Annotated in this window: 19 protein-coding genes and 1 pseudogene; 8 read left to right on the forward strand and 12 right to left on the reverse strand. The window is 41.6% G+C overall.

Annotated features, from left to right (window positions below; genetic code table 11):
• Positions 1–36 precede the first annotated feature (36 nt).
• Complete coding sequence (locus L3V35_RS00885) at positions 37–924, forward strand: LysR family transcriptional regulator (protein ID WP_114635338.1); 888 nt, start codon at positions 37–39, stop codon at positions 922–924.
• Here the strand turns inward: L3V35_RS00885 and L3V35_RS00890 are convergent.
• Positions 916–3,597 (reverse strand): bifunctional acetate--CoA ligase family protein/GNAT family N-acetyltransferase, encoded by a 2,682-nt coding sequence (locus L3V35_RS00890; RefSeq protein WP_237298129.1) that lies wholly within the window; start codon positions 3,595–3,597, stop codon positions 916–918. The genes L3V35_RS00885 and L3V35_RS00890 overlap by 9 nt on opposite strands.
• A 216-nt stretch (positions 3,598–3,813) precedes the next feature.
• Here L3V35_RS00890 and L3V35_RS00895 point away from each other — a divergent pair, with 216 nt between their 5' ends.
• Positions 3,814–4,377, forward strand: a complete 564-nt coding sequence (locus L3V35_RS00895; protein WP_004730988.1) for an SPOR domain-containing protein — start codon at positions 3,814–3,816, stop codon at positions 4,375–4,377.
• A gap of 179 nt (positions 4,378–4,556) precedes the next feature.
• Complete coding sequence (locus L3V35_RS00900; RefSeq protein ID WP_076647591.1) at positions 4,557–5,552, forward strand: D-alanine--D-alanine ligase; 996 nt, start codon at positions 4,557–4,559, stop codon at positions 5,550–5,552.
• A gap of 63 nt (positions 5,553–5,615) precedes the next feature.
• Here the strand turns inward: L3V35_RS00900 and L3V35_RS00905 are convergent, their stop codons facing one another.
• Entirely contained in the window at positions 5,616–6,584 is a 969-nt protein-coding gene (locus L3V35_RS00905) for a tyrosine-type recombinase/integrase (protein WP_237298130.1), read from the reverse strand.
• Between the two features lie 100 nt (positions 6,585–6,684).
• On the opposite strand from L3V35_RS00905, the gene L3V35_RS00910 reads away from it, so the two are divergent.
• The 4 genes and pseudogenes from L3V35_RS00910 to L3V35_RS00925 form a co-directional block, all read left to right on the forward strand.
• Positions 6,685–7,053, forward strand: coding sequence for a DUF3319 domain-containing protein (locus L3V35_RS00910; RefSeq protein ID WP_004730993.1), 369 nt, complete (start codon positions 6,685–6,687; stop codon positions 7,051–7,053).
• Positions 7,054–7,056: 3 nt separating this feature from the next.
• Complete coding sequence (gene yciH, locus L3V35_RS00915) at positions 7,057–7,368, forward strand: stress response translation initiation inhibitor YciH (RefSeq protein ID WP_145565382.1); 312 nt, start codon at positions 7,057–7,059, stop codon at positions 7,366–7,368.
• 302 nt (positions 7,369–7,670) lie between these two features.
• Positions 7,671–9,017 carry an ISNCY family transposase gene (locus L3V35_RS00920; protein ID WP_237298912.1) on the forward strand — a complete coding sequence of 449 codons (1,347 nt, stop codon included), beginning with the start codon at positions 7,671–7,673 and terminating at the stop codon, positions 9,015–9,017.
• Positions 9,018–9,601: 584 nt separating this feature from the next.
• Positions 9,602–9,885 (forward strand): annotated as a pseudogene (locus tag L3V35_RS00925) (DUF3653 domain-containing protein); the annotation flags it as partial.
• 85 nt (positions 9,886–9,970) lie between these two features.
• Here L3V35_RS00925 and L3V35_RS00930 read toward each other — a convergent pair.
• The 5 genes from L3V35_RS00930 to L3V35_RS00950 form a co-directional block, all read right to left on the reverse strand.
• Positions 9,971–11,290, reverse strand: coding sequence for a reverse transcriptase domain-containing protein (locus tag L3V35_RS00930; protein ID WP_237298131.1), 1,320 nt, complete (start codon positions 11,288–11,290; stop codon positions 9,971–9,973).
• Positions 11,290–11,853 (reverse strand): SLATT domain-containing protein, encoded by a 564-nt coding sequence (locus L3V35_RS00935; RefSeq protein WP_237298132.1) that lies wholly within the window; start codon positions 11,851–11,853, stop codon positions 11,290–11,292. Before L3V35_RS00935 ends, L3V35_RS00930 begins: the two co-directional genes overlap by 1 nt.
• Positions 11,854–12,197: 344 nt before the next feature.
• Positions 12,198–12,881, reverse strand: coding sequence for a hypothetical protein (locus L3V35_RS00940; RefSeq protein ID WP_237298133.1), 684 nt, complete (start codon positions 12,879–12,881; stop codon positions 12,198–12,200).
• Between the two features lie 109 nt (positions 12,882–12,990).
• Positions 12,991–13,518: a hypothetical protein gene (locus L3V35_RS00945; protein ID WP_237298134.1), complete on the reverse strand. Its 528-nt coding sequence runs from the start codon at positions 13,516–13,518 to the stop codon at positions 12,991–12,993.
• A gap of 173 nt (positions 13,519–13,691) precedes the next feature.
• A complete protein-coding gene (locus L3V35_RS00950) occupies positions 13,692–14,387 on the reverse strand; it encodes a hypothetical protein (RefSeq protein WP_237298135.1) in 696 nt (231 codons plus the stop codon).
• A gap of 916 nt (positions 14,388–15,303) precedes the next feature.
• On the opposite strand from L3V35_RS00950, the gene L3V35_RS00955 reads away from it, so the two are divergent.
• Positions 15,304–16,611 carry a GGDEF domain-containing protein gene (locus tag L3V35_RS00955; protein ID WP_237298136.1) on the forward strand — a complete coding sequence of 436 codons (1,308 nt, stop codon included), beginning with the start codon at positions 15,304–15,306 and terminating at the stop codon, positions 16,609–16,611.
• A gap of 834 nt (positions 16,612–17,445) precedes the next feature.
• On the opposite strand, the gene L3V35_RS00960 is transcribed toward L3V35_RS00955, so the two are convergent.
• From L3V35_RS00960 to vxrA, 5 genes are read right to left on the reverse strand one after another with little or no spacing between them, the layout of a single operon-like run.
• Positions 17,446–17,598 (reverse strand): YoaH family protein, encoded by a 153-nt coding sequence (locus L3V35_RS00960; protein ID WP_004731009.1) that lies wholly within the window; start codon positions 17,596–17,598, stop codon positions 17,446–17,448.
• Positions 17,599–17,639: 41 nt separating this feature from the next.
• Entirely contained in the window at positions 17,640–18,788 is a 1,149-nt protein-coding gene (locus L3V35_RS00965; RefSeq protein ID WP_237298137.1) for a conjugal transfer protein TraF, read from the reverse strand.
• Between the two features lie 50 nt (positions 18,789–18,838).
• A complete protein-coding gene (locus L3V35_RS00970) occupies positions 18,839–19,726 on the reverse strand; it encodes a DUF2861 family protein (RefSeq protein WP_146455745.1) in 888 nt (295 codons plus the stop codon).
• Positions 19,726–20,385 carry a response regulator transcription factor VxrB gene (gene vxrB / locus L3V35_RS00975; RefSeq protein WP_009845363.1) on the reverse strand — a complete coding sequence of 220 codons (660 nt, stop codon included), beginning with the start codon at positions 20,383–20,385 and terminating at the stop codon, positions 19,726–19,728. Before vxrB ends, L3V35_RS00970 begins: the two co-directional genes overlap by 1 nt.
• Positions 20,360–21,832: a sensor histidine kinase VxrA gene (vxrA, locus tag L3V35_RS00980; RefSeq protein ID WP_054546846.1), complete on the reverse strand. Its 1,473-nt coding sequence runs from the start codon at positions 21,830–21,832 to the stop codon at positions 20,360–20,362. The genes vxrB and vxrA overlap by 26 nt, the downstream gene beginning before the upstream one ends.
• Positions 21,833–21,937: the final 105 nt, after the last annotated feature.

A 21,937-nucleotide genomic window follows, 5' to 3' on the forward strand; every position in this document is an offset into this window, starting at 1 on the left:
TTGTGATTGAAGTCTCATTTATAAAGTAGGAAAGCTATGCATAGTCCAATAACACTTGAAGCATTACACATATTAGATGCCATTGATCGTCGTGGGAGTTTCGCAGCTGCAGCGAATGAACTGGACCGAGCGCCTTCTTCATTGAGTTATCAAATCCAGAAGTTAGAGCAAGACTTAGATATCATGATTTTTGATCGCTCAGGCCACCGTGCAAATTTCACGGAAGCGGGGCAGTTAATCTTAGAGCAAGGTAGAATCATTCTTGGTGCCACTGAACAACTCGTTAACGATGCGAGTATTCTTGCTAATGGCTGGGAGCTAGATTTAACCATTGCCTTTGATGGCATCATTCCTATTGCCAATTTCTTCCCGTTGGTCGACGAACTAGGGAAAATCAGCAAAACACGTGTTCGCTTACAAGAAGAGATCTTAGCCGGATGTTGGGAATCCCTGACAGATGGCCGAGCCGATTTATTGGTATGTCCCAAGCTTGACACGATTCCAAACGATATGAAAAGTGACATCATTGGCAAGATGGAAATGGTATGGGTCGCTGCAACAAACCACTACGTGCATAAGCGCTCTGGCGATTTCGATCAAAAAGCGAGGGAAAGTTACAGGGTTATTGCAATTGCGGATACTGCACGCGATCAACCAGCGTTAAGTCGCAACATTCTAGAGAAACAACCTCGTTTAACCGTAACAAGCTTCCCTGCAAAGGTGGAGGCTCTAACAACTGGATTAGGGATTGGCACCTTGCCGAGTAGTATTGCTAAGCCGCTGATTGAATCTGGCGTTCTACAGCAGATTTCGGGTACAGAACCACAGCCGATCGATATCGTCATGGCTTGGCGACGCAACAAAATGGGCGACGCCAAGTCTTGGTGTATCCAACATCTTAAAAAGACATGGGCGTTAAAGTAACGGTAACACCATATCTGCAGTACCATCTTCAAAACTGATATCTAGCTCGAAGCCGAGCTTTTGAGCTAGTGTCAGCATCCCTCTATTCGTTGGCATCGTCATGCCCGACATCTGTTTAGTCTGCTTTGCACGGCAGTAATCAATAACCTTAGTCATAAGAATACGACCTAAGCCGACACCTTTCAGATCGGAACGTATCAGAATCGCGAACTCGGCATCGGTGTTCTCTGGGTTAATTAGCGCTCTCGATACACCAATAATCGCAGGCACACCTTGTTCCTTACGAACCACCACAAACGCGATTTCTCTATCAAAATCAATCTGAGTAAAATTTGCCAATGCCTCATGGTTGAATTCACCAACATCACTAAAGAAACGCTTATAAAGATCCTCTTTAGAGACGCGATTAATAAAATCGGCATGAAGCGGTTCATCTTCAGGAAGAATAGGGCGTAGCAACACTTCGGTGCCGTCCTTGAGTACGATATTCTCTTCAAGCTCGACCGGATAAGGGCGAATCGCAAGACGTTCTTGTGGATCGCCTTCGTACGCTTTCAAGATGATATCGGCATCTAATATCGTGAACTTGTCACCATTGGCCAGTACTGGGTGGATATCCAAATCATGTATTTCGGGGCAATCCACTACCATTTGCGATATACGAACCAGCAACTCAGAGAGGCCTTCAATGTCGATCGGGTTAGGCAGTTTTTGCAGGCGAATCTTGCCACTTTTTATCGCCCTAATGATCAAGTAACGCGCCAGTGTCATGTTAAGCGGTGGGAAAGCAGCAGCGGCATCAATTGATTCGTCCCACTCAGAGCCACCTTGGCCAAGTAAAATGATAGGGCCAAAGGTTTCATCCGTTGTAACCTTAACTCGCAGTTCTTGGCCGCCTGCAAGCTTGGCCATACCTTGAATCAACAAGCCATGGATATGAGCAGTAGGGAACGACAATTGAGATCGATCGAGAATTGCCTGAGCGGCATTCGCGACTTCACTACTGTTTCGTAAATTGAGCATCACACCTTGAACGTCCGACTTATGCGCAATGTCTGGCGAGCGAAGTTTTACAGCGACCGGGTAACCGATCGTTTCAGCAATGTGCACCGCTTCACTTGGGTCGGAAGCAATCCAAGTTGGCAACACATCAAGATTGAAGTGCTTGAAAAACTGACTGTTTTGATGAGTATCAAGACTAACTGTTTCTTTATCCAGTAGTTGACGTTCTATCCAATTTTTTGCATCTGCCAAGTCTTCAATGTGCACTTTTTCTGCCGTGGTCGGCGTTTCCATTAACTGACGTTGGTTGCGTCTGTACTCGACCAAGTGCATGAATGCGACCACTGAACTTTCAGGCGTTCGATAGGTTGGGAAACCCGCTTCCGTAAACAGCTTTCTCGCTGGCCTAGCGGTTAACTCACCAGACCAATTCGTTAAGATATTAAAGCGCTTGTGGCGAGGATGCTTTTTAATCGCCTCAATAATTCGCTCTGCTGTTTTGGCTGAATGTGCGACCGCAGAAGGGCTGTGCATGATAAGAATGGCATCCGCTTCATCACCATCGAGCAAGATGTTTATGGTGTCGATATAGCGTTGATCGCCTGCATCGCCAACAATGTCGATAGGGTTGCTATGAGACCAACTCGATGGCAAAACCTTACTGAGTTTATCGAGCGTATCTTCAGAGAATTCTGCGAGCTTACCACCGCGGTCAAATAGGGTGTCCACGGCCATAATTGCAGGGCCGCCACCATTGGTAACAATAGCCAAGCGCTCGCCACGCAAGGGCACTGAATGAGTTAGTGTCTCTACCGCAGCAAACAGTTCATGTAAGTTCTTAACTCGCAACATACCGCTACGTCGGATCGCAGAGTCATAGATAATGTCTAAGGTATCGGCACCACCAGTATGTGCCATGGCCGCTGCTCGGCCTTTCGCTGTTCGTCCGCCTTTGAGCACTAGAATTCGTCGGTTGCGTGACGCTGCACGCGCTGCAGAGATAAAGCGCCTCGCATCAGTAATGCTATCGACATAAAGCAATATCGCTTCGGTGTGAGAATCGGTACTCAGATAATCCAAGAGTTCCGAGAATTCAATGTCACTGCCATTGCCTATCGAGATAAACGCTGAGAAGCCAATCTCTTTGTCGTTCGCCCAATCGAGAATCGTGGTACACACTGCAGCCGACTGAGAAACAAAGGCGATTTTACCTGGCAGCGCAGTTACCGGAGAAAAAGAGGCATTTAAATTTAACCAAGGGACAATAATCCCCAAGCTATTGGAGCCAAGCACCCGAATGTTGTGTTTTTTAGCAATCGCTAGGCATCGTGCATCATACGTTTCGCCATTATCGCTTTGTTGCTGCATGTCGGAAGAAAGCACAATGACAGAGGCTATGCCTTTCTCGGCCAGCTCTTCAAAAATGTCCACATTACGGGTCGCATTGGTACAGAGAATCGCAAGGTCAGGCACGATAGGCAGTGACAAAATGTTATTGTATGAGAGTACGCCTGCCACCGAGTCATATTTTGGCGTAACGGGCATCACCGCACCTTTAAAATCCCCGTGCAACAAATTGTTCATGACGATATATCCCGCGCGCGTTTCTCGTTGAGAAGCACCAACAACAGCGATTGAACGGGGTTTAAGGAGGGGATCAAGATGATTCATAGACATATCCTAGCAATGCACGTAAGTTCATCGTAACTTACTTTTCACTCACGAGTTGATGGCAAATTCACCGAATTCAGATGAATAAGCAAACACTGCATAAAGTTTGTGAAATAGGTCACCCACTAATGGTGTATAATCTCAAAGTTAACTTGATTCTAAACCGACGTATCGGCATGATTTATAGTAATTATTATTAAGGATATAGAGCTTTCCATGAAAAAATTTGCAATTGTGACTTTGCCACTGCTCTTGGCTGCATGTGTATCTGACGACTACGTTACAAATGTAACTTCAGATAGTTATCAAGAAGAGTACAAAACGGCAAAAGTTGAAGCTCCAGTTGTATCTCAATCTGAGCAAACAGGCGTTGTTGAAGAAAACGTTGTCAACGTGATCAGAACCGAACCTGTTGAGCAGAAAGTCACTCAAACGACTAAAGCTAAGCCAGTTGCAGTAGTGACAGGCCCAACGAAGAAACAACAAGATATGAACCAGCGTTTTGGTTACACGGTTCAAGTTGTTGCTGTTGGCAGCCAGAGTAAAGTCGATTCTTTCGTGAAAATGCTACCTACGACTTCTCAACCAGTTTGGGAAAACTACAAAATGGTTAACGGCACTAAGTGGTTCACCGTACTTTACGGTGATTACGCAACACGCTTAGAAGCTAAAAAGGCAATCTCAACGCTGCCAACCACTTTCCAAAACTTGAAGCCGTTTGTTAAGAGCATTGATGACATCAAGAACTCTGAATACCCAACGCTTAACAAGTTGAACTAAGTTTTAATTCAGAAAGAGGGAGCAAATGCTCCTTCTTTTGTTTTAAGACCAGCAGTTTTGTTTAATAGTTAATCGCTCGTTCTTTCGAACACAATTTTAACGTTCAAAACACTGTACCTATTTCGACTTTTGTTTATCATTGAAGTCAGTATTCCTAGTTTCAAGGACCGAATTTACCCATGAACACCATTAACATCCTTCTACTTTGTGGCGGTGGATCTTCAGAGCATGAAGTATCTTTAGTTTCAGCCAATTACCTTTTTGAACAACTGAATAGCGTTGCAGATTTTAACGTTGTCAGAGTTGAAATTAAAAACGAAGGCTGGTGTCTTGATTCAGGTGAATTGGTTTATCTAGATATCAATAATCAAACCTTACGTGGTGACAACCTAGAATCTAAAGTCGATTTCATTGTGCCTTGTATTCACGGCTTCCCGGGTGAAACTGGTGACATTCAATCATTATTTGAAATGGCTAAGATTCCGTACTTAGGTTGTGGTTCTGAAGCGAGCAACAACAGCTTCAACAAAATCACTTCAAAGCTTTGGTACGACGCACTTGGCATCCCAAACACGCCGTATCTGTTTTTATCAGACAACAACGACCAAGCTCATTCACAAGCGACTCAAGCTTTTGAAAATTGGGGTAAAGTGTTCGTGAAGGCGGCTCGTCAAGGTTCTTCTGTAGGTTGTTACCAAGTTAACCAAGTGGAAGACTTAAGCGAAGCGATCAATAAGGCGTTTACCTTCTCTGATCAAGTGCTGGTTGAGAAATCAGTTGTGCCTAGAGAGCTAGAAGTTGCCGCTTATGAAATCGATGGTGAGCTACACATCAGCAAACCGGGCGAGGTGATTGCACCTAATGGCGCATTTTACTCTTACGAAGAGAAATACAGCTCAGACAGCCACTCAATTACAGAAGTTGAAGCAAATAACTTAACAGATGAACAACTAGAGTTAATTGCAGACAGTGCTCGCAAAGTATTCACCCAAATGAAGCTTCGTCACTTGTCTCGTATCGATTTCTTCTTAACACAAGACAACGAGATCTACCTGAATGAAGTCAACACCTTCCCAGGTATGACACCAATTTCCATGTTCCCTAAAATGGTTGAACATGATGGCCACAAATTCAGCCAGTTCCTAGAGAACTGTGTGAGAACAAGCATTTCTTAGTTGTTTCAAAATATCTTAGCGAGTCTTACACCACTGGCTAAAGAACATAATAGTGCCTTGAGCTTATTGCCAAGGCACTAGTGTTTTAAACTTCATCTTCTCAGTCTCAGCCGTCCCCGAGTAACCCACATATTGCGCAGGCATTGCAGGGCTGAGCCAACGACCAAAATCCTGAATCTCCCTCACCTTAAGACCTTGTTTTGACAACTCTTGTGCGGCACCCACACGAATCGAATTCCCTGAAAAATGGTGGTTTTCTGCGAGTTGAAGTAAGTCGCTTGCACTTCTTAGTATCCTATAGATCGACGAATCATCTAAAGGTTGCAGGCTGATATTCTCATGCTTGTCTATCGCTCGAAACACGGGTAACTCATCTTGTGTTCCAGTAAACGCAAACCAACGCTGAAGTGCAGCACTGGCTACTTGCGACAGCCGATACGCTGAATCTTTTACTGTAATCAGGTAATCAGTTTCAACGCACTCGACATTACCCATTGATAACGCCTTAAGTTCTGATCGTTTTAAAGCACACTCAAACATCACATTATAAATGGCGATGTCTCTGATCTCTTTTAAGCTCGATTTCTCATTTGAAAGTAACGTGTTTAACTCAGCGAGGTGTGCAGATGTCATGGCATTGGTTTGCTTAGCGTCGCCAGCCATTTGAGCTTGCAAGTGGAGCAGGGCAAAACGAACTTGTCTATGCTTGATTGGGTTGGCAAAGCTCAACACAGTATGCAACAAACTAAGCGTTGCAGTGTAACGTTTTAAAGATGCGTATTTTCTGTCACTGGATTCCGTCTCTAGAAAACGACGAACAGCAGTAATAGAGGCTGGGAGAGTGTTGATACGGTTTTTAGTACAGAACGCATGGTAGCGATTCCAATCACTGTAGATACCCAGCAGTGAGTTACGAGAGTACTGGTATCCTGTTAACTCATCTATAATTTCAATTGTCGCGTGCCTGTTCAATTTTTCAACAAATGAATTAATTGTCACAGAGTCGGTTAAAATAGGGACTTTTTTTCGCAAATTACCGTACCTCGACAGGTGTTTTTACCATATTATGCTTGATATCATTATAAGTATACTTATGATTAATACAGTGAAAACAAAAAGATGATTAATAGATATGGCTAATTCAATTTACCGTAGCGTCCATCTGCAATCGATGGATGCGAATAACACCATTTGGCGTGCTAAGTTAAAAAACAATGTGATTCAGGGCAACCTAGCTGCCGTGAAGAAGAGTATTGATTGGTGGATTGACACGGCGTCTATTATTGACCCTAAAGAGTTCACTGCATTAAATAAGTCGAGAGGAACTGGTGGCCTAACTGAAAACTTCAACGGCTATCAGATCAAGAATGACACCGGTGAGCCTAACGCGTGGTATTGCATGTTTAACGGGCGTCTTATCAAAGGCGGCAAGATTGCAATCCAGCGTCATATAGAAGCTTACTTACTCGCAAAACAAAAAGCAGAGCAACAAAAGAAGTAATTTATGAGCCTAGTATATTCAACAGAAACAGGTCGTATCACACCTGAAGAAGAGAAAGTCCAACGTCCTAAAGGCGATGGTATCGTTCGAATCCAAAAAGAAACCAAAGGCCGTAAAGGCAAAGGCGTTTCTATCGTAACGGGCTTAGACCTAGATGACGCACCATTAAAACTAATGGCGGCAGAACTTAAAAAAGTATGCGGCTGTGGCGGCTCAGTTAAAGATGGCAACATCGAGATTCAAGGCGACGCTCGTGACAAGCTCAAAGCGCATCTTGAGAAGAAAGGCTACAAAGTTAAATTTGCTGGCGGTTAAGCTCTAACTAATGCCAGGGGTAAAATCGAAGATTATTATCACTGGTTATTAGGTATTTTATGGTAAATAGCCAATATGGTTAAATACACAGTATAAATCAGAGAATATCGACACCAAATAAAGGCAGGGCATCACACAAAGATACCTGCCTTATAAACACCAAAATCAATTTAACATAACGTACATAATACGCAGTGATATTGTTAGAGCAATTTAGTAATGTCCGGTTTGAGCCATTTTAAAATGTCCTCCTAAGCTTACCTATATTGGTCTGCTTAGGAGTTATCCGGATGCTTATTACTATGAGTGAAAAAGATATTCATCGATTCAAGGTGCTTACTGACGTACGTGAAAAACGACTACGCCAAGTTGACGCTGCTATCATTTTGAATCTGTCTGCGCGTCATATCCGACGTTTGGTAAACAAACTGGTCTCTCTTGGCGCTCAAAGTCTTACACACGCAGCGCGTGGACGCCCAAGTAATCGACGCTACTCAGAACATTTCAGAATTGAAATACTGAAACTTATCCGTGAGCATTACTCTGACTTCTCACCAACGTTCGCTCTGGAAAAACTGACTGAACGACACAATCTATCCGTCTCTAAAGAAACACTCCGTCAATGGATGATCGCCGACGGACTGTGGCTTCCACATTCACAACGCAAACCTCGAGTCTATCAGCCTCGTTACCGTCGTGATTGCTTGGGCGAACTTATCCAAATTGACGGCTCCCATCATGACTGGTTTGAAGGCCGCAGCGACAAATGTTGCCTATTGGTGTTCATTGATGATGCGACTGGCCGTTTGATGAACCTAAGATTCAGCGAGACAGAATCCGCATTTGACTACATGTTGACCACGCGTGAATACCTCAATGAGCACGGTAAACCCATCGCATTTTACAGTGACAAGCACTCAATTTTTCGAGTGAATCAGGAGAAACACAAACAAGTTGGCCAAACTCAATACGGGCGCGTGCTGAAAGAACTGGCCATAGAACTCATCTGTGCCAACAGCTCCCAAGCCAAAGGCCGCGTTGAGAGAGCCAACCTCACGCTGCAAGACCGGCTGGTTAAAGAGATGCGCTTACAAGGTATCGACACCATCGAACAAGCCAACGCCTGGCTTCCCTACTTCACCGCCGATTTTAACCATCGCTTTGCTAAGCCCGCTCAATACCCAAAAGACATGCATCGTCCGGTTCGAGAGTCCAAGCAAGAACTCGACGATATTTTCAGTTGGCAAGAAACCCGCAAGCTCTCAAAGTCACTTACATTTCAATACGATAAAGTGATTTATCTCATTGAACCTACTGAAGAAAACAGCCGACTAGCGCACGAACATGTCAAGATACTCGACTACCCAAACGGTGAAATCGCCATCCAATACGGACATCGAAGACTCGAATTCAAAACCTTCGACAAACTCGAGCACGTTCAACAAACCCAAATCGTCGACAACAAACGCCTCGGCCAAGTTTTAAAGTTTGCTCAGCAACAACAAGAAGAATTCGAACAACAACAGCAACGAACCCGCAGTAAGAAAGTCCCCAAGCGCCGTGCACAACAAAGAGCCCTTCAAACTGCCCCTCGAACCATCAACCCAGTGCTCACCGAACCATTCAAAGCTTCCAGTCGAAAGACCTAACAAGGGGACATTTCTATTTGGGACAAATGAGGACATTTTAAAATGGGATTGACAGACAGTGTAAGCCCCAGATAGTAATGTCACTATTTTCCCAAGTTGTTCTTGTCATCGTTTCTCCTTAAAACCTATATTACAACGCGTATTGAGTTCACCAGCATTCTCTAAACGCTCTTTTAACCCAATCATTATACGCATGGCCAACATCTACATGATTCGTTTACACAAAGTCGATTAACGAGAACATTTGTTCCGTCTGTCTGACTTACATCTTTTTGTACTAATGATTCACCGCGCTGTGTGTAAACCTTGTGGGCATTGCTGTCGTTTCTTTTTCAGATTTTACACACGCCACCGTGTTTCTTGTTGGCTATACACGTTGAATTCTGTTTTGAGTTATCCTCTAAGCCAGTTAAGTTTTCTCACACGAGTTCGTCTGTAAGTTTTCATGCTGAGTTTTTTAAACCCAACTTACAGCTCGCAATAAGTTTGTGCATGTTGGTTAGATTATTGAATTACTCTGTGTGTTCCTCAGATCTACGTAATGTCACGAACAGACATGTTCAAATCGGTTAAGTACTTTACCGAAACTCACAAACATCCACGCTCGCGGTTATTTGCCTTTAGACTATCGTTGGAATGGATTTAGATGTAATTTGATCGTGCTACCTTGATCACGCCTGAACGAAGCGAATTTAATCCGAAAGAATTGCTCAGTTTTGCGTTTTGGCGCGACGAACATCGTCAGCTCGTCGAACGCCACAGTCGAATTGATTCCCCAAAGTTTTACCCACCTAAGGAGCATCCGTTGCCATTTCGTGGCGGTCGTCGTATGCCGGCGAAACCTTGGGTGCCCACCAAATTTAAATAAGAACCGGGACAAAGCCATTACTAGTTAACGTAGATCGCTCTCCAAGTTTCTCTTTAACAATGTTACTAGCACTCAATGCTTTTGGTTAACTGTTGTTTCTTATATCTTCCTCTAAATCTCTAACCAAATATCTAACACGTTTTTTAAACAAAGCGTCCACAACTGTGTCATCTAGGCTATTTACTTTACTTGCTTCCATAAATTTTTTGAGCAACCGTCTTTTCTCATCGAGAGAATAACCGTCGAAATTAGTAATGTAATTATGATTTTCTAAATTCTTCCTTGAGCATTCATAGAATGCCTTGGAAAATTTTTTCGGCTTAATAAAGGGATTCAGTTTTGCCTGTTTCAAAAGCTTAGTTACAGTACTGTCTAACCGATATAAAACCTCATGCTCTTCCATTTGAGAGTAATAAAATAACCACCCTCTTCTTTTTCCTTCAAAAACACAACCTGTGACTCTTAAATTCAATTTGTATTGAGTTATTTTTTCACTCGCCTTAGATATATACTTGTGAGCATGAATTATTCTGGCTATTGATTTTTCGACTCTTTGTACATTCTCTTCTTTAACTGTTAATTTTCTATTCTCGATTCCGTATCCTAAGAAGTCAAATTTAGAAGTAATACGTCCAATCTTTGTTTTACTTCCAACTTCGTCATAAGGATGGCAATCTAAACCCAAAGCTTTAAAATCCGAAATTATCTCAAACAACAAATCTTTAGGGTAATCATCCACAGAAAGAACCAATAAATCATCAACATAGCGATTGAATTTGAATTTAAAATTATTGCTATATTTTTGGTCTAGGCTGTTTATGTAAATTTCTGCCAATATATTTGAAATAGATAAACCCTGAGGAACACCTTTTACACAATCAGATGCACCTGTAGGGTTCTTAATTGCAGAGAATAGAATATTTTTAAGTGCTTTCGTTCTGATTTTTTGTGATAATTTTTCTTCTAGAATATTGTGGTCTAGGCTAGGATAAAATTCTTTTATATCTATTTTGATGAATGACTCAAATCGATGCTCTTTAATCTGACAACTAATATTGTTTAGCATTAACTGTGGTATCAATGTACTTGCACATTCAGGAAATATTTCTTGTAATGTTAAATGTAAAGCTTTGATAACTATTCTATCTCTAACGGTAGGTATAGAGATAACTCTAGGTAATTTATTTGCACCTTTTGATATGAGTTTTTCTTTATATTTGCTGAATTTATATCGTCCATTAAGAACTTTATCTACAATAAGTTCAATTTCCTTATCAATATCATATTTATCATTAGCCTTGATGCCATCAACGCCAGTTGATGGTGAGTAATGTATGTACTTATAGTATATTTCTGTCAAACTATCCTTATTAAAATAGTTAAACATTACTTCATATGCTTGCATCAAATAAACTCCATCAAGAATAAAATTGGTGCAATATAAAGAGTAGTCAATGTAACTGCCCTAACGGCCAATTGAACCTGTAACATAAACCAGTCATATGTACTTATAGTTGCCGAACATTTATCGCCAGATTCGTAGTGCAAAAAGTACAGATAGTCCATGTTTGAATGATTCTCAACTGAATCTAGTAAATCTAAATATCGGTCGTTCAAAGAAAGTAATTCTTGTTTATTAGGCTTAAACTTCAATTCAAATAGAAGATCATCTAATAAAATATAATTTTTCTTAACCTTTTCATAGCGAGCAGATAAATTTAGCTGTGGAATGAAAAGAGATAAGGAAAACACTGCTCCCGTAAGAATCGTCATAATAACGTCTGAGTCACTAAACAGTTTGGGGAATTTGATTAAGTAAATTGCTAAAAGAAAAGTAAAAAGAGAGTACCAGATTAATATCAAATTAGAATGAAAGTGATTTGATTGCAATCTTTCAGATGTTCTAATTCTAGTCTTTCTCGTAAACCAGATTTTATTTTCGAGGGAATTTGTGACGTCATCACTCATTAAGCTTTTTCTCCAATTGAAAATGCTCAAGATGGGTGAAGATACTTATAGATTATGTGTTAATTAACACCTTGGTAAACCAAACACCGAAGTGTAAAGATTAGAGTTGCCCACCTTGTTAGAAGTGAACCTTGTGACTAAAGCAAATTTAGCCAACAAATTGAAAGGTACTTACGTCCCATTCAATCCCATCAAGAGCCGAATGAATATACAGCATTGCATTTAGATGTTCAACTACTAGTCACATATTGAACAAAACTAACTTGTTGCTTATTCGATATATTTTCATACTATCCTCAAGTTATCTACTAAGGTGTCAAGCATCTGTACCAGTCAAAAGCCTTTTAGCCAATGTAGTCCAGTGCGGACGTAAAAGCAGACTTGAATAAGCTAAACAACTCGCTTCCTCTATTAGTATCTAATGATAGAGCAATAGATATACTGATTATCGTTGACACTGCTACCCCTTGCCAGTCAACTTTGTTGAGACGGTCTACTGATTCAACAAGATAACCTAAGCGGTCATTTATGACCTCTAGTTGCTCTTCTGTCGGTTTGTATTCCAGTTTGACTAAGCTCTTGAAGTGCTCAATTGCCAATACTATGCGTTCCTTTTCAGCTTTATCAAACCCCTTTTCACTTCTATTAACCATTGGATCTTCAACGAATAAATTCTGACTTTCTATTTGAGACCAAAGGTCAGGTATATCTATTTCGTCTAAATAAACTAGAATATGGTTTTCCAACCATTGTTTAAGACCCTCATACACATCGTTTATTGAGCACCAGCCATTCTCAGGCACGTACTCAGACTTGGGATAAGATGGAGCAAATAGGACATAACGAAAATCATGTTCAAAATAATCAGTTGAATTGGTTCTTGTTAAGAAAGCTAGCGGAGAGTTTACGAACTGTAAAATGAACCCAGGATTACTATCAACCTCTTTTTCCACTGCTTTAAATTGACTCGCATGAAAACCTGACTCTTCGATTATCTCAAGAAAGCCATTTTTATGTTTTTTTAACACCAATATCTCCTATTGAATACATTGCGAAATCCTGAATATATGTACATTGCTAACACGGCCAATTTCACCAAAAAAAAATCATACTGTTACAGAAAACTCCAAAACAATGTTAGATTTTCTCTTGATTTGCTTTGTTAATCAGGTTTTCTCGCCATTCTGACAAAAGGTTAGAAAGTCGCCCATAATCGTGAGTTACCTCTATTAATTCATAAACTTCATTGATGGGGAAATCACAGTCCATAGAAAATGCTTCTAGTACTCCAGTGGTATAGTTGCGTGGCCAAGGTTCATTCCACTCTTCTCTATGTTTGAAATAATTAGCGGCTGAGTTAACAAGTTCAATTAATGAACATTCATTAGAAGTTATATGGTGGTCACTGTAGGCACTGTTTTTAGTGAGTTTGCTCAAGCCTAAACTCCCTCTTAGGTCATTTATGTCTCTTAAGCTTCCAATACAGTACGCTTGAGCAGCAACGAACAATGCCCCGTACAATACAGACCCGTACTCATTCATCCATAACCCGTCAAATCCAGGGGTACGTCGATGTCTTTCTGATAATGTTGTGATACCAGATAAGATCGCATTTTCGACATCCTTTAGAGGACCTAGACCGTAATCCACCTCAAAAATAGTCATATAAATCCATAAATTTTAGATGCTTAATTGAAAAATTGGTTCCCTCACTGCTCTTTGTGAACCCCCATCATTAGGTCGAGGTTTATACCAGACAGTAATAACGATGCTTATATGCTTCTAACAAAAAAGATAACCGCAGATTACTAAGTAGCAGTAACAAGCCTCCCACTTTGTTAAGCCTTGTTATACCAGTAGTCACCGCCTTTTGAAATTATATCGTCTTCAAGCACTTTTTTGTTCAAGGTCTCAATTTTATCATCAGCTAGGGACTTCACGTGCTCAACTAAACCACGGAACTCTGTGAGATTTTCCAAGGTGTACGTATCTGGTTGCCCTAACTCACGCGTAAAATAAGGAGTAGCTCCTTTTCTACGTTTCGTATCCAAAGCTAAAACGACTTTCACTTTTTCAACTTTTTCAGATCCACTGTGAGCAGCGAAGTTGTTACGCATATCAATAGCCGCTTGGTGTTTATTTTGAAAATCTTCATCAAGGTTCTTCTTTTCAAGTTTAACCCTTCGACCTTCGCAAGTAGCGAAGCACTTTGCATAAAACGTTAGTGCTGCGACAAACAACCCTTTGATTACATTATACCTCGTTCGGTCATGATCAGATTTTCTATACTTTGGGTTTTTGGCATACTTTTCATCGGCCTTAAGCATCGACTCAATTTCCGTTAACCAAATACCAACACTACGTAAATCTTTTTCGATCAAAGTATATGATGCTAAAACCTGCGCTTTAGGTGTCGTGATCTCAATTCTTTTTGCTTTTACTCGCTTGTAGTAATAACGATTGTAGAAATCTGACGTCTCTGACTTCAATACCGTTACTTTTGACCAACCACCGCCTAAATCATCGTACTTCATTGTCTATCCAGCAACTTCTATCTAAACCTATTTATTGGGAGAGTATAATCGATAACCTTATTTATAACAGTGATTTACATCATTAGCTATAAAACTAGGTGCTTAGTGACTTATTGATTAATAGCAAATGAAAAAAGAGCCACATTTATGAGAAAGTGGCTCCTTTGTTAATGTTAATTATCAACGCTTTCTGGTCGTATTCACCCTGACCACTCGCCCGTTTCTAAGTGTGTAGCCCTTCATTAACTGACCGTTTTGCTTTCGACCTTTGCACTTATAACCTTTCTTAACCATTGAGGTTCTACAGCTTTCGTATGCGTTGCTCTTGATCTTGCTGCACTCGCTTTATCCAGTTGATGTCTGTTTTCAATGCCGCAATCGTGCCAAGGCTTGAGACTCAACCTGTAATAAGTGCGATGATTAACGCATCAAGTAACGCCATCACTTCGTTTTCCATCGAGATGCGTAGTATTCAAGTAGGTATCGCACCATGGCGCGTAATTGGGAATGAAAGATTAGATGAGTGGTACGAACGCTCTCATAGACAACAAAGTGTTTCGATAAAAAAAGTGACACTGCAACATAATAGCCCTCCACTTTAATTGATGAGCAGTAGCAGTGGCCTCGTGACTCGTATCACAGCAAGCCTTAAAACTCGCGCACACTACTCTGATTACAACAAACCGAGCCACTTTAAATTTAACTGTATAAACATACAGTTAAATTATTACCCCCGTAAAAACCGCACTTATTGAGCAAATAACATTCAAAATCAAGGGTCTGCGTTCAATTTTTAAACTTGAATTTGGTCTAATGGTGCGCTTTCCTGTATAACCGTCAATTCTGGATAAGTTCTGGGTGTAGCAATTTTATCAATGCTAATACTCTAATCTCCGATTGCGCCAACTCTAAGGCATTGCGCATTACATTCGAATCACGTGTACGGGTTAGTATCATGAGCGACAAAGCATTCCGAAAACTCAACATATTCCTTTCGATTTTTTGCCTAGCAATCACGCTAGTGTCGTTGAGCTCTTTTAATACGCTCATGAATAAAAGCTACGTTATTACACCAGACAAATACCCTACACGCGTTAACACAGACAGAGACCACGATGGTGGCACCGTAGGCTCATTACATAAGTCAGAAGATGGAATTGAGTTACAGTGTGACTTTGAACGAACCTATAGCTTACCCTTCTGTGAAATTGAATTCGTTATATCGACACAAGGTAAAGGGCTCGATCTCTCTACGTTCGATTCGGTCACCATTAATATGGATTACCAAGGCCAAGAAGACCCAAGGTTTCGCTTCTACATTCGTAATTACGCCAAGAATTACAGCGTGAAGGGCGATGCTATGTCGAATAAGTTCAATCGCTTAGACTTCTCGTTACCAGATAAAAACAACATCGACTTAAACTACTTCAACGTCCCTTTTTGGTGGATTGACCATTACAACCAACTTATTACGAGTAGTGCGGTAGACATTACAAACGCGGTTTCTGTTGAGCTCGGGCTCGGAGCCAGCACGCTTGATGGGCACCATTCAATTAAGATCTCGAGCATTGTTTTCCACGGTAAAATCATCAGCAAAGCTTTGTTAGGTGAACTCTTAATTGGATTATGGGTGACCTATGCCATCTGTTATGTAGGTTGTGCGTTACACATCGCGCAGCGAAGCAGAACGCGTGCAGCAGAGCAACAACGCCATTTGACCGAAGAAATTGAAGAGCTCAAGGTAAAGGCAACAACCGATCCGTTGACCGGATGTAGAAACCGAACCGAAGCGTTAGATACCTTCTATGATTTCGAATGGCTGGCGCAACAAGGAAAAACCATTCACATCGCGTTGTTTGATTTAGACCATTTTAAGCAGATCAATGATCAACATGGCCATGAAATGGGTGACAAAGTACTTATTCAGTTTGTCGCAACGGCGAACGAGAGCCTTGGTGAGCAGTACTTGCTTTATCGCTGGGGTGGTGAGGAGTTTCTACTCGTTTGCCTCGAGCAAACTGCGCTACAGTGTAACGAATCTATCGATAATTTTTACCTAGCAATGGACCAAAGCCTTTGGCCTAAAGCGCTTAAAGTAACGACTTCGACCGGAGTAACGCAGCTTAAGGAACATGAATCGATACGTACCGCCATCAAACGTGCAGACAAAGCACTCTACCAAGCGAAAGACAACGGACGAAACCAAGTCGTTACGTTTTACTAAGGCTCGCTAGACTGGACCGCAGCTACACATTCAACTCAGGCCACTACTCAATCAACTCTCTGCCAATACTCAATCAACAAGCCATTAATACCCAGTCGATATCTACTCTCCACTTAAGCACCCATCAAATTTTTAACCGCTGACTAAACAAGCCCATAAGCTTTGCTGTCTCATCAGAACTCAAATCGATTCGATTCGTATGCCTATAAGCGCGCTCTCGCCATCGGCTATAACACCGTTTGCTAGAAAACCATCTGTAATAACGTCATCAATAGCATTCTCAGGTTGATATGTATCGTACCTGAATCGCTCTATAAACAGCTCTTCCTTGCGCCTCTAAGCTTCCTAAGCACTTGTTCTTAAAGTCACATATTTGGCTCGTAAAGCTTGCGATAAGGGGTGGTAAGTCACTCGCGGTATCGGTTTTGAACATTACCGTCGTCACTTATCTCGCATTGTTCTTAGATGAAATCCTCATTTGTCTGCTTCTGAACGTTCATCAACTATTATCCGCTAAAAATAGAAGTCACAACGTCACTAGCCTTAAAAAACGCTATATATTTAACCACTTAGACGTGGTGACATAAATGCTGACACCTAAAGTGGCGGTTGTTTTACTTTCAGATCTTGCTGTAATTTAATTACAAATAGAAGCCAAGGAAAGCCTGAAAAGTGGATTACTCCGACGTAACTGACTGAATATAAGGTATTTAAGGGTTTTTGGTAGATCGGTATTTAGGGTAACTAAAGAGTTCGGATGTACGAGATAATATACTAGAGGGTAATATATTTAGTTATAGTGCACTAAGGTGTTAAAAAAGAAGGGCTGATGCCCTACTCTTCTTTATTACTCATTTCTTCACGAATTTGCTCAGCAACGATTTTGATAGCTTGTGCTGTGCTGATGCCCTGAGTCATCATTTCTTGAATTCGTTCAACAGCTTTCTGTTGTTCTTCGTGAGAAAGGGTTGGTAAGTCGTTTAGCATGCTCTGCTCCTTTATTTAGGAGCAGAACTATATAAGGACTGTTAGTAACTAGCAAGGAAATTGATTGAAGCACCCATTGCATTTTCGTTTGTGTAGTTTGCACTTAGATCTAACTGGAACAAGTTGAGTGGCGAAATACCAATACCGGCTGTGACTGTTCCTTCTGAATCAGAGTAAGCCAGGTTCTTGTAGTACCCTCCCCTTAACTTAAGCTGACGTAAAAGATCGACTTCAGTACCAACACGAATCATCTGTTCGTTATCAGCAAACGAAGTAAACTTCTCAGTCTCGTTTAGGTCGTAATCAACACTGAAAGAAAAGTAATCCGACACGATGCCGGCACCCACTGTGTATACCGGTTCAAGTTGGTAAGTGTATTTACCGCCAACTTGGTGTGTCGCACTACTTGTGCTGCTGTTTAGCGTTCTCGTCGTATCTTTGGTTTCGATATCTCGAGAGATTAAGTTAGTTGCAGCAACACCCACTCGGAATGGGCCGAAGAACCAAAGCGCACCAGCATCCATGTTAAATGCAGTTTCGCCGTCACTGTTTTCTCTTACATCAGATAAATCGTAATCATCAACCGATGCAACATAGTTGTACGTGTAAATACGTTGGATTTTAGGTGTGATACCAAATGAGATGTGTTGGCCCATAAAGGTTTGGTATTTTGCTAAAGAAAGGCCGACTTCTGCGACACCGATTGAAACCGCTTCAACGGTAGACAGTTCCACTTTATCTGCATCTGAACCTGTTGTGTAAACGTTAGGTGTTGCAAATGATTCTGTGTAGGCTTTAGCGAAAAGGTTTGCCGCGATAAACTGATTAGGAAGAGCAAAGGCGACTACACCACCCAGTTCAACATTGGCTTGGTTGCCATCCAATTTGTTAAGCGCCGCATCGAGTTCTGCAGTATTTGATGCATCAACAACACCATCGATGTTCGATTTCATGTCGTTGGGGTCGTTATAGCTACCACCAAAACTTGGCGTGATCATTCCCATATCATCATTACGACGATAAATGGCAACAAGTGCTGGGTTATAGAATGGAGCGGTTAAGAAGTTTGCTGAAACAACACCAACACCACCCATCGCATCACCACGCGCTTCAATGGCGTAGTTTGCTGCTGAAAGAGGAAGACTGGCGAATGCAATTGATGCTGCGAGTAGTTTAGTCGTATTTTTCATGCCGTTTATCTTTGTTAGATCCCTTACATAGTTAACGGCTCAATTTTAAATTACTTTAACTCTTCTTCGCTAGAAATATCATAAGTTTTACTGATAGTTTGTGCTTGTTCTATCGCTATGTCACCTTGCCAGCGTGAATGCACCATTGAAACCGCCAAAACGTAGCGATCATTTGGAAGTTCTTCGCCAGTTAGGTTCATTGGATAATCAGATTCATAGCTCTTGCCCCACACCTGCTCATAGTGTTCATCGACGTAATCGTACAAACCAATTTCGAGCTTAGGAAGCGGACAATAAGGGTTCAGCAGTTCTTTTTTATCGATGCGCCACGTGTCTTTTGATGCCCAACGAACTTGCTGGCGAAAAGAAACGTCACCAAGAATAATCCAAGTACTCCATGAATTACCGCCATCGCCTTTCACACTTAAACGATACAGGCCTGACTCAAGTTGAGATGCTAAATTGTAACGCTTGCGGTATAGGCTCACCGATGCGTTGTTTACCACTTCACTGTCTTTGGTTAGCTCACTGTCCGATGAAACAATCTTATCGACCCACTTCTCGAAGGTAATATCTTGAATGTTGTTTTCAGATTCAACATCAATTGATACGCGAAAAGTATCTCGGCCAGGGCTTTGAATGATGTGTCTTTTAACGACGACTGAACTGATCCAATCTGGGAGTGTTTTTCTGGTGAGGGTTTTACCACAATCTTTGTTCAATGCTTGATCGAACAGCTCATTGAGGTGGTCTTCTCGTGATTGAGAAGAGTTGATTTGCCAAACTTCCACTAGTGAATCAAACATCTGAGGTAAGTCATTATCCAACAGGTGTTTATGAACTTGAGTTAGAGTATCGCTACTCTTAAACCAATCTGCAGCTTGCACGGTATTCACCACGCAAGACAACATTAATAGTGGAAGTAAGGCTTTTTTCATTACGCTTTCATCTTGTAACCAACGCCACGCAGCGTTTCGATTTCTAGACCCGGCAGTTTCTGTCTTAGTTGCAGAACGTGCGTGTCTACCGTACGTGTTGTTGGGAAATGGTTGTAACCCCATACATGGTCAAGCAGCTCATCACGCGTGAAAACACGGCCAAGATTGCTTGCCAAAAATAGCAGTAGGTCAAACTCAGTGCGCGTTAGCGTGACTTCCAGTTCATTGAAAAACACTTCACGTGTCGCTTTATCGATAACCAGATTTTGAGCCATCACTTTTGATGCGTCTTGATCTTCAGCATCAGGTAGGCGTAACTGCGCGCGAATTCGAGCAAACAATTCAGCTTCAGCGAAAGGCTTAGTTAGGTAGTCGTTTGCACCTGAATCTAGGCCCGCAACTTTGTCTTTTACTGTTACGAGAGCCGTTAGCAAAATAACTGGGATGTCTTTCTTTTTCTTCCAACCTGGAAGTGAATCTACTGAGTCACCATCAGGAAGTTGACGGTCTAGAATCACTAGGTCCGCTTGTTCCCAGTAGCCTTCAACTTCAGAGATCAGTTCTGCATGCAAACATTCATATCCAGCTTGCTCAAGGCTAACTAATAAACCGTCAGCTAAATTTTTATCATCTTCAACGAGAAGCAATGTCTGTTTCACAAGGTATCTCCAAAATAAATGTTGTTGGGGGGCCTATCAGCGTCATGTGACCGCCCATTTTTCCGACCATAGATTCCACTATCGTCAGACCTAAACCGAGTCCACTCTTACTTACGAATGGCTTTCTTAGTTGCCCCCAATCTTTGCGGGACAAGTCTCCATTATCTATAACTTTGAATGTCAGCTTCTTGTCAGAAGTATTCAGTTCTAGTATCACTGGTGCGACACCGTATTTCACGGCGTTCCTGATCAGGTTGTCGATGCACGTTCCTAACCAATATACGTTTATTTTTGCAGCAATATCTTTGTTTACACGGAGTTCAATACCCGGTGCAAATTCTTCTTCAACTTTGTATTGAAGCCACTCTTCTACGCTTGGTACCCACTCTGTTGCGAGCGGTTGGTTGTCTGATTGCAAATAGTCTTTACTTGCTTCTGCCAACTGTCTTAAACGGCGTGTATCTTCACACAGCCTACGAAACTCATCATATACCGATTCTGGTAAGTGTTCGAACTCACGTCTGAACCCTTCAACCGTCAATGACAAACTTGCAATCGGCGTTCTTAATTCGTGCGTTAGGATTTGAAGCACCAGCATGCGGCTCTTCATCTCTTGTTTCTTACTGTTCCAACGGTAAACCGCCCACCCCAAAACAAGCATGATGTTGGCGAGCACCAAGATAAACATGGCGACTTGCAGAAGCTCTGAATGATCTTCTATTTCCCAACATACATTACCGCGCTGAACAAAACAGCTTTTGCCTTCTGAAGATAAACTGAACGATAATCCAGAAAGTGTCGCGTTTTCATTCCAGTCTGATTCTTTGTACAGGTAATATCTGTCGCCGCGTTTTACCCACATTTCGTCAAGCTCGACAAACATGCTCGAACCGGCTAACAGTGCCGTGATGGCCTCACTGTCCATGTTTTGTAAACGAGATAACAGTTCATCATGTTCAGTGTTTGGACGCTCTTGAATATGCATAAAACGTTTCAAAGAGTCGAACTTGTCAGGATACTTCTCTACGTATCGCGCCGCATAAGAACCACCACCTGGGTGAATCAAGCCACTACGGCTAAACCAACGATCAGAAAGCTTGGTTCCTTTACACATTGCACGAGTAAAGACCAATGGTTCAGTGATCAACGGGCTTAACGGTAATTTCCCGCTACAGGTTTTTGATAACTGGTATAAGCGCTGTATGTCTTTTAATGGGTACTCTGCGGTTTGTGGCAGCATAGAAGACGGCATGATCAAACGTGTTGGATAATCAGCCTGCAACAATCGAATATCATAAGATTCGATTGCGGTTTCATGATCAAAGAGTTTGGTGAAATTATCGATACGCTCAGGTAAAGAGTCAGCAAGCGCGTTTGCAGACACAGATAACGTAGCGATAAGAAGAGTAAATGTTCTTTTGATGATCACAAACCAACGCAAATTCATATAGATCAAACAAATATATACCATTCGCTATCAAAGATAAATTTTTAACCGCATGAAAAACAGTGGGAATGGTGAGTTATAGCGATAAGTTCCATCATATTAGGA

Source organism: Vibrio sp. L5-1 (assembly GCF_021728315.1).
In the GTDB taxonomy this organism is placed as follows: domain Bacteria; phylum Pseudomonadota; class Gammaproteobacteria; order Enterobacterales; family Vibrionaceae; genus Vibrio; species Vibrio splendidus_K.

Bases quoted from the DNA above. Each gene is read 5' to 3' on its own strand.
- L3V35_RS00885 (WP_114635338.1), top strand. From the start codon at position 37: ATGCATAGTCCAATAACACTTGAAGCATTACACATATTAGATGCCATT.
- L3V35_RS00890 (WP_237298129.1), bottom strand. From the start codon at position 3,597: ATGAATCATCTTGATCCCCTCCTTAAACCCCGTTCAATCGCTGTTGTT.
- L3V35_RS00895 (WP_004730988.1), top strand. From the start codon at position 3,814: ATGAAAAAATTTGCAATTGTGACTTTGCCACTGCTCTTGGCTGCATGT.
- L3V35_RS00900 (WP_076647591.1), top strand. From the start codon at position 4,557: ATGAACACCATTAACATCCTTCTACTTTGTGGCGGTGGATCTTCAGAG.
- L3V35_RS00910 (WP_004730993.1), top strand. From the start codon at position 6,685: ATGGCTAATTCAATTTACCGTAGCGTCCATCTGCAATCGATGGATGCG.
- yciH (WP_145565382.1), top strand. From the start codon at position 7,057: ATGAGCCTAGTATATTCAACAGAAACAGGTCGTATCACACCTGAAGAA.
- L3V35_RS00920 (WP_237298912.1), top strand. From the start codon at position 7,671: ATGAGTGAAAAAGATATTCATCGATTCAAGGTGCTTACTGACGTACGT.
- L3V35_RS00930 (WP_237298131.1), bottom strand. From the start codon at position 11,290: ATGCAAGCATATGAAGTAATGTTTAACTATTTTAATAAGGATAGTTTG.
- L3V35_RS00935 (WP_237298132.1), bottom strand. From the start codon at position 11,853: ATGAGTGATGACGTCACAAATTCCCTCGAAAATAAAATCTGGTTTACG.
- L3V35_RS00945 (WP_237298134.1), bottom strand. From the start codon at position 13,518: ATGACTATTTTTGAGGTGGATTACGGTCTAGGTCCTCTAAAGGATGTC.
- L3V35_RS00950 (WP_237298135.1), bottom strand. From the start codon at position 14,387: ATGAAGTACGATGATTTAGGCGGTGGTTGGTCAAAAGTAACGGTATTG.
- L3V35_RS00960 (WP_004731009.1), bottom strand. From the start codon at position 17,598: ATGCTAAACGACTTACCAACCCTTTCTCACGAAGAACAACAGAAAGCT.
- L3V35_RS00965 (WP_237298137.1), bottom strand. From the start codon at position 18,788: ATGAAAAATACGACTAAACTACTCGCAGCATCAATTGCATTCGCCAGT.
- L3V35_RS00970 (WP_146455745.1), bottom strand. From the start codon at position 19,726: ATGAAAAAAGCCTTACTTCCACTATTAATGTTGTCTTGCGTGGTGAAT.
- vxrA (WP_054546846.1), bottom strand. From the start codon at position 21,832: ATGAATTTGCGTTGGTTTGTGATCATCAAAAGAACATTTACTCTTCTT.